Annotated in this window: 6 protein-coding genes; 5 read left to right on the forward strand and 1 reads right to left on the reverse strand. The window is 55.9% G+C overall.

Going from position 1 to position 7,495, the window contains the following annotated elements; genetic code table 11:
* Positions 1 to 71: 71 nt before the first annotated feature.
* The 5 genes from ACIQ20_RS15000 to ACIQ20_RS15020 are packed head-to-tail and all read left to right on the forward strand — an operon-like array spanning position 72 to position 6,673.
* Entirely contained in the window at positions 72 to 1,679 is a 1,608-nt protein-coding gene (locus tag ACIQ20_RS15000; protein ID WP_395781689.1) for an alpha-amylase family glycosyl hydrolase, read from the forward strand.
* A gap of 17 nt (positions 1,680 to 1,696) precedes the next feature.
* On the forward strand, positions 1,697 to 2,521 hold the full coding sequence (locus ACIQ20_RS15005; protein ID WP_395781691.1) for a phytanoyl-CoA dioxygenase family protein: 825 nt from the start codon (positions 1,697 to 1,699) through the stop codon (positions 2,519 to 2,521).
* A complete protein-coding gene (locus ACIQ20_RS15010; protein WP_395781693.1) occupies positions 2,518 to 3,666 on the forward strand; it encodes an alcohol dehydrogenase catalytic domain-containing protein in 1,149 nt (382 codons plus the stop codon). Before ACIQ20_RS15005 ends, ACIQ20_RS15010 begins: the two co-directional genes overlap by 4 nt.
* Positions 3,659 to 4,444, forward strand: a complete 786-nt coding sequence (locus tag ACIQ20_RS15015; protein WP_395781695.1) for an alpha/beta hydrolase — start codon at positions 3,659 to 3,661, stop codon at positions 4,442 to 4,444. Before ACIQ20_RS15010 ends, ACIQ20_RS15015 begins: the two co-directional genes overlap by 8 nt.
* Before the next feature lie 21 nt (positions 4,445 to 4,465).
* Positions 4,466 to 6,673 carry a GH92 family glycosyl hydrolase gene (locus ACIQ20_RS15020; RefSeq protein WP_395781697.1) on the forward strand — a complete coding sequence of 736 codons (2,208 nt, stop codon included), beginning with the start codon at positions 4,466 to 4,468 and terminating at the stop codon, positions 6,671 to 6,673.
* Here ACIQ20_RS15020 and ACIQ20_RS15025 read toward each other — a convergent pair.
* A complete protein-coding gene (locus ACIQ20_RS15025; RefSeq protein WP_395781699.1) occupies positions 6,652 to 7,275 on the reverse strand; it encodes a hypothetical protein in 624 nt (207 codons plus the stop codon). The genes ACIQ20_RS15020 and ACIQ20_RS15025 overlap by 22 nt on opposite strands.
* Between the last annotated feature and the right edge of the window lie 220 nt (positions 7,276 to 7,495).

Here is a 7,495-nt window from a genome sequence, read left to right on the forward strand (position 1 = left end):
AAAAAGCACTTTCAACTCTAAACTGGAGCCTTGCTTGGTGCAGGGCATAGGCCAGTCCCAGAGATATCAACTTGACGACGCAATCTTCCGATCCTCACTGGTGGCGCGGTGCCACGCTTTATCAAATCTACCCCCGCAGCTTTGCCGATTCCAATGGCGATGGGATCGGAGACTTGCGCGGTGTGACCTCCAAACTCGACTATGTGGCAGCGCTGGGCGTTGACGGGATTTGGCTCTCGCCATTTTTTCCCTCACCCCAGCGTGATTTTGGGTATGACGTCAGTGACCACTGCGCTATCGATCCCATGTTTGGCACCATGGCAGACTTTGACGCGCTGATTTCACGCGCGCATGCGCTGGGCCTTAAAGTCATTATCGATCAGGTTTGGTCCCATACCGCGCTGGAGCATGCGTGGTTTCAAGAAAGCCGACAAAGCCGGTCAAACCCGAGGGCAGATTGGTTTGTCTGGGCTGACCCTTTGCCCGATGGGGCGTGCCCAACCAATTGGCAAAGCTGGATGGGCGGCGGGACCTGGACTTGGGAGCCAAGGCGGGGGCAATATTACCTCCACAACTTCCTGCCTCAGATGCCAGACCTCAATTTCCATTGTTCTGAAGTTCAAGAGGCAATTTTAGGTGTCGGGCGCTTTTGGTTGGACCGCGGCGTTGATGGTTTCCGGCTTGATACCGTCAATTATTACTTCCACGACAAAGCGCTACGAAACAACCCGCCAAAGTTAGGAGATAGTCCCGCGACAATGCAGCGGCATATCTACAACGTCTGCCAGGCTGAAAACCTGCCCTTCTTGAATAAGATTCGGACGCTTCTTGACCTCTATCCGGGGACCTTTGTCGTGGGTGAAATCGGCTCGGACGATAACCTCACTCGGATGATTGAATATACGGCTGGCACAGATCGTCTGCATACGGCCTATTCTTTTCAATTATTGAGTGACCGGGCGGACCCACAGCATTTTCACGAGGCGATGCAGCCTTGGACAACAGGGGCCGGCGCAACTGCTTGGCCATCTTGGGCGCTTAGCAATCACGACTGTGCCCGCGTCGCCAGCCGATGGAAACTTGATGCCCCGACACACCACCTTGCTCAGTTTGCTTTGGCGTTGTTAGTTTCCCTGCGCGGCACAATCTTTCTTTACCAAGGCGAGGAACTGGGTCTGACCCAAGCTGACTTAGCCTATGAGGATTTGCGCGATCCGTTGGGCCTTGCGAATTGGCCCGCAAACAAAGGCCGTGATGGATGCCGTACCGTGCTGCCTTGGTCGCATGATGAGGAAAACCTGGGCTTTTCCACTGCTAAGCCCTGGCTCCCGATTATTGAGGCGCACAGAGATTTAAGCGTGGATATCCAATCAAAGGATCCAGCTTCGGTTTTAGCTTTTGCCCAACGCGCGATTTCGTTTCGGCAGTCGAACCCAGCTCTGCGTCTTGGAGGCTTTAGCGTGCTTTATGAGGATGAGGCCTGCCTCATTTTCTCGCGCTCATTGGGCGAAGCTTCTTGCCTTGCAGGCTTCAATTTCTCCGGCGAGACCCGCACGATTTCCGGCTTGTTCCATAGCCGAAGACAACCGGATTTGGCCGTCGGTGCTATTCAGTTTGCCGAGGATGAGGTCACCCTCGGACCGGTTTCCGCCTTTCTGATCTCTCTAAATCCGCTTTAAAACCAAGGATTCCAATCATGACCCTTGCTCTCGATGGTGAACTTGACCGCCCATTTAGCCTTACGCCGGAGCACATTCGCCAGTTTGAGCAGGATGGCTTTATTCATCTAAAATCCGTTCTGCCCCCTGACGTTCTAGCCGACTATGGTCGCGAAATCACACGATTGACGATTGCGCTTTCGACCCAGACAAAGCCCTTGGAAGAGCGCACCACTTATGATCGTGCCTTTTTACAAGTTATGAATTTGTGGGAGCAGAGCGAGCGGGTAAAATCCTTCGTCTTGGGAAAGACACTTGGCCGGATCGCTGCAGAGTTGTTGGGTGTAGGGGGCGTGCGCCTATATCATGATCAATCGCTCTATAAAGAGCCCGGTGGTGGCATCACCCCTGCCCATGCCGACCAATATTATTGGCCGCTCTCAACCGATCGCACCGTTACCGCCTGGATTCCGCTACAAGACGTTCCTACCGACATGGGTCCGCTTTGCTTTTATGCTGGCAGCCAACATGAAGCCTTTGGTCGCGACCTTGGCATTTCCGATGAAAGCGAGGCCGCGATTACAGCGATGATGGAATCCCGCTGCTTTCCCTTCGTTCAAAATCCTTATGAATTGGGTGATGTCAGTTTCCATTTGGGTTGGACCTTTCATAAGGCTGGCCCCAACGTCTCCAACAGCCCTCGCAGCGTGATGACGGTGATCTACATGGACGCGGATATGGTCCTGCAAGAGCCTACCAACGCCATTCAGGAGGGTGATTGGGCACAATGGTGCCCGGGTGCGCGTATCGGCGAAATTATTCGAACCCCCAAAAATCCGGTTATCTTCGAGGGGAAAGCGTGAGCGCGGTGGCAGACGCTGTAACTCGCACTGGCCTTGCCGCCATTACCGATGGCCAAGGAGGCTTCGTCCTTGACAGGATATCGGTTCGTGCACCTTTAGGCGATGAGGTGCGGGTCGCACTCGGTGCAGCGGGGGTTTGCCATACGGACTATGCCTCTTTGTCCTGGGATGGTCCCTTGGTGGCGGGGCATGAGGGGGCTGGTTGGGTCGAGGCTGTTGGTCCCGACGTCCGCGACCTAGAACTTGGCACCCCTGTTTTGCTGAACTGGGCTATACCTTGTGGTCAGTGCAAGCAATGTGAAACCGGGCACTCAAATATCTGCGAGCGTTCGCACGGTATTGATCCTGAGACTTTGGGTTCAAGCCGGGCCGGCCAAGATCACACGATGTGGCAAGGCCAGTCGATAGAGCGCGCCTTTAACCTAGGGACGTTTGCCGAGTTTACGCTCGTGCGCCGTTCAGCCGTGACACCGCTTCTACCCGAAATCCCATTAGAGCAGGCGTGTATTCTTGGCTGTGGCGTGATGACGGGTGTCGGCTCGGTCTTGAATATTGCCCAACCCCAGCCGGGCGACAGCCTGGCGATAGTCGGCTGCGGTGGCGTCGGCCTATCGGTTGTGCAGGGTGCGCGCTTAGCTGGCGTCAGCAAGATTATTGCGATCGACTTGCGTCAGGATAGTTTGGACCGTGCGAGACATATGGGGGCAACTGACCTGATTCTCGCCAGTCCTTCTGATGCAGGTCATGATCAACTTACCTCTCAGATTAAGGCTTTGACCGCTGGGCGCGGGGTCGATTTTGCCTTTGAGGCAACCGGGGTTGCAGCATTGGCCTTCCTGCCTTTGCGACTGGTACGCAATGGTGGGATGGCGGTTCAAGTCAGCGGCGCACATGGACCCGTTGAGGTGCCCATGCCCTGGTTTTGGTGGGATAAGCGCTATGTGACACCACTCTATGGGGGCTGTGAACCGGACCGAGACTTCCCGCGCCTCATGCGCTGGGCGGTCGAAGGCGCCCTTGATCTACCTTCCATGATCTCCAAAACCTATCGCTTGGAGACCTTGGATGCGGCAATCGACGATATGTTGGCTGGGCGCACGGCCAAAGGCGTCGTAATCTTTGAAAATGGCCGCTCTCATGTTTAGGACCTTTGAACGCGCTGAGCTGACTGCTGACCCAAAAGGCCTTTCCCACATTACGGTGAAGAGCAAGGCATTGGGGCGACGGGCGGATGTGACCGCTTTCGTGCCCGAAGATGTGGAAGAAGGAACATCGCTGCCAATCGTTACCTTGCTGCATGGTGTTTACGGCTCGCATTGGGCCTGGGCGTTTAAAGGCGAAGCTCACCTCACCGCCCGGGCCTTGATGGCGCAAAACCTGATCCCGCCCATGGTACTTTTGATGCCCTCAGATGGCCTTTGGGGCGACGGCTCAGGATATATTCCCCATACTGATGCTAATTATGAGCATTGGATTGTCGAGGAAGTTCCAACGATCGCCTACCAATTGGCAAAGGCGTGTAGCCCCGCTTCCCCGCGCTATCTTGCTGGGCTGTCTATGGGGGGTTTTGCAGCGCTGCGTCTCGGTGCGAAATATCCGAGCCTCTATAAGGCGATCAGCGCCCATTCGTCGGCGACCCATATAAACCAGCTGGCCAACCTCATTGAAGAGACAACCGACGGCTGGAGTTCGCAAGCCTTCGATCAAGATGTTTTCGCGGCGCTAGAGGGGGCCAAAGGGTCCTTGCCACCGATCCGCTTTGATTGCGGCACACAAGATCCACTCTTGGGAGCCAATCGCATTTTACATCAAAAAATGGAAAGCGCCGGCATCGCCCACACCTTTGAGGAGCTGTCCGGCGGCCATGACTGGGACTATTGGAAGTCAAATCTGTATCGGTCCTTGATGTTTTTTGCCCAGTGACGGTCAGGAGCAAAAATAAAGATGAAAGCTCTAAGTAGACTTCTCTGTTGGCTCTATGGCTTGGCTTTTCTCGTGGCTGCCACACCAACAATCGCGCTTGAGAAACATCCCCTTCGCTTTGTCGATCCTTTCATTGGAACCGATGGTACAGGGCACGTTTTTCCCGGCGCTGTTGTACCCTTCGGCATGGTGGCACCAGGCCCTGATATGGAAGATCGCGGCTGGAGTTATTCGAGCGGCTATCAATATCAAGACCGCTCGATTATGGGCTTCTCCAACACCCATATCAGCGGCGCTGGCATTGGTGAGCTGGGCGACATATTGCTCCAACCGTCAACTGGTACCAGATGGAGCAGCGCCACCACGAACTTCCGCAGCAGTTTCGACAAGACGACCGAGCAAGCGAGCCCTGGTTATTACGCAGTGACGCTGAAGGATCATGGGGTTCGCGTCGAGCTAACGGCCAGTCAACGCGTTGCAATTCAACGCTATACCTTTGAGCGCGCCGGGAAGGTGCAAGTCCTCCTTGATCTTCAGCATGGCATTTTGTTTGGCGATGGCCCACGCGTCTTGAAATCGGAAGTTCAAACAGATGCCAGTAGTGGCGAGATCAACGGCACTATCTGGTCGAAAAACTGGGTGGCGCGTGAGGCGTCTTTCGTTGTTCGGTTTGATCAACCGATTGCACGGATCATTACTCTGCCCGGCCGGCCGGGTGACCAAGCCCCACGCTTTATCCTTGAGTTTGACTTGGGGCAGGCCAAGCAGTTGGAGGCCCGGATCGCGCTATCGACTGTGGATGTTGCCGGTGCCAAGGCAAATCTAGCCGCCTTTGGGCAGCCACGATTTGAGGCCGTTGTGCAGGGCGCCCGCAGGCAGTGGAACGGCCTCTTGCGACGGATTGAGATCGAGGGAAGTACCAAAGAGAAGCGGATATTCTATTCAGCGCTTTATCGCACCCTGATCCACCCAAGCGATATAGCCGATGTTGATGGACGTGTGCGTGGCCCGGCAGGGGCGGTGATCCAAACAAAGACAGGGCACTACTACAGCACCTTGTCGCTCTGGGACACGTTTCGAGGGGTCCATCCGCTCTTCACCTTGATCGTCCCTGAGCGCGTGGACGGAATGGTTCAAACCCTTCTGGATCATCATCGCGCTCAAGGCTATCTGCCACTCTGGACCGCATGGGGACAAGAGACTTGGACGATGATCGGCAACCCCGCTCTGCCGGTCATTGCCGATGCGGTTTTAAAGGGCTTCAACGGGTTTGATCGCGAGGAGGCCTTGGCCGCTATGATTGCCACGTCGACGCAACCGCGCCCAAATGCCCCATCTTGGGCCCAAAAAGATTGGATGGCTTACGAGAAATACGGCTATCTACCCTATGACCTCGGCGAAGGCGAAGCCGTCTCCAAGACGTTGGAGTATGGTATTGGCGACAATGCTGTGGCGCGGGTTGCGCGGCTTTTGGGCAAGGATCATGCCGCGCAGCGCTTTCAATCCCGCGCGCGGGGCTATCAAGAGCTCTTTGATCCGGGAACCCAAACCATGCGCGCGCGCAATCAAGCGGGTGGCTGGCGAACCCCATTTGATCCCTTGGTGCCCACTTCGCCCATGAATAACCCCGGCGATTATACCGAGGCCAATGCTTGGCAATATACGGCGACCCCTGCGCTGCACGATGTAGAGGGTTTTCGTGCGCTTGTTGGCGGACCAGGTGGGTTGGCGCGCTGGTTGGATCGGTTCTTTTCTCTTCCGTCTCTGGGCGATAACAAGCATTTAGGTCAAGAGGCTTTGATTGGCCAATACGCGCACGGCAACGAACCCAGCCATCATATCGCTTGGCTTTATGCCTATACGGACGCGCCGGAGCGCGGCCACGAGAGGGTCGCGCAGATTGCCCGGACGTTTTATTCGGATCGTCCTGACGGCATAGTCGGCAATGACGACTGTGGGCAGATGAGTGCGTGGTACATCTTTGCTGCTTTGGGCTTCTACCCGGTTGAGCCTGCCAGTGGGCGCTTCACTTTAGGCCGCCCTTTGGTGCCTCAAGCCCGACTTCATTTGTCGAAGGGGAAAATGCTGCAGATTACTCGGTCAGCTGCAGCAGATGTTACGCTGCGTGGCAGGCCAATCACCGAGCCAGAAGTCGACTATCAAAGCCTGCTGGCAGGCGGCACATTATCCTTCCCCCGCTCGCGCCCTCACACCCCCCAGGCCAATTGAACCAGAGCGGCCACCAAGGCGAGGATCAAAAGAACCGACGCGCGAGGCCCGATATAGAGGCTAATCATCCTCTTGGTTGGAAAGGAGAATGTCACCGGTGTTCCCAGAATCTTCTCAGGATGGGCGGCAATAAAAGCTGGATCAGAGGCCAAGCGCATCATGTCGCGCCGACTGCGGTAGCGCATTAAGCCAAATAACGTCCAGCCCGGATCGGGGGTTGTGTTCCAAGCGTCCACATAGCCTCCAACTTTGCGCCCAACGATGCCCGGATGGCCGCCGCGGCCCAGCAGTACCGGCATGAAGCGTTCAGAGTAACGCTTTAACAACTCGACGCCCCGCACCATTTCACCGGTTCTTGGGTCCTCAACCTCGCCCATCTCAGCCTTGACGAGATTGAGCATGAGGAATTCACCCCCATCATCTTGTTCTAGAAATGCTCTCAGGATCGCCCGGCTATTGCCGGTCTCCTCCAGTCTATCCCCGACAGAATCTAGGAAAGCTTCGATCTCGTGTGGCTTTACCGGCCCTTGCCAATTGTCGTACCAAAGCCGGAATAGAAGATAGAACAACAAGGCAGTGCCCCAGATGATCCAAGGTGACATGTAAACTCCTAAGATTTGGGTGCGGGAGGGGTTAACCGATTAGAAGAAGGTGGGCGGCTGGAACTGCCTTGCGCTTCACGATCCGCTCCGGCGGTCCTCAAGCTGGTTTGGCACGCTTGTGAGGTCCTGGAGAGATTAGCCTTGAGGCAGGCGCGAACGCCCTGACGGTCGCGGGCAGAAGCTTCCCGCGGGCACAGGCGCATCACATCTGCCATACAGG

The organism is Aquidulcibacter sp. (assembly GCF_044346625.1).
GTDB lineage: Bacteria > Pseudomonadota > Alphaproteobacteria > Caulobacterales > Aquidulcibacteraceae > Aquidulcibacter.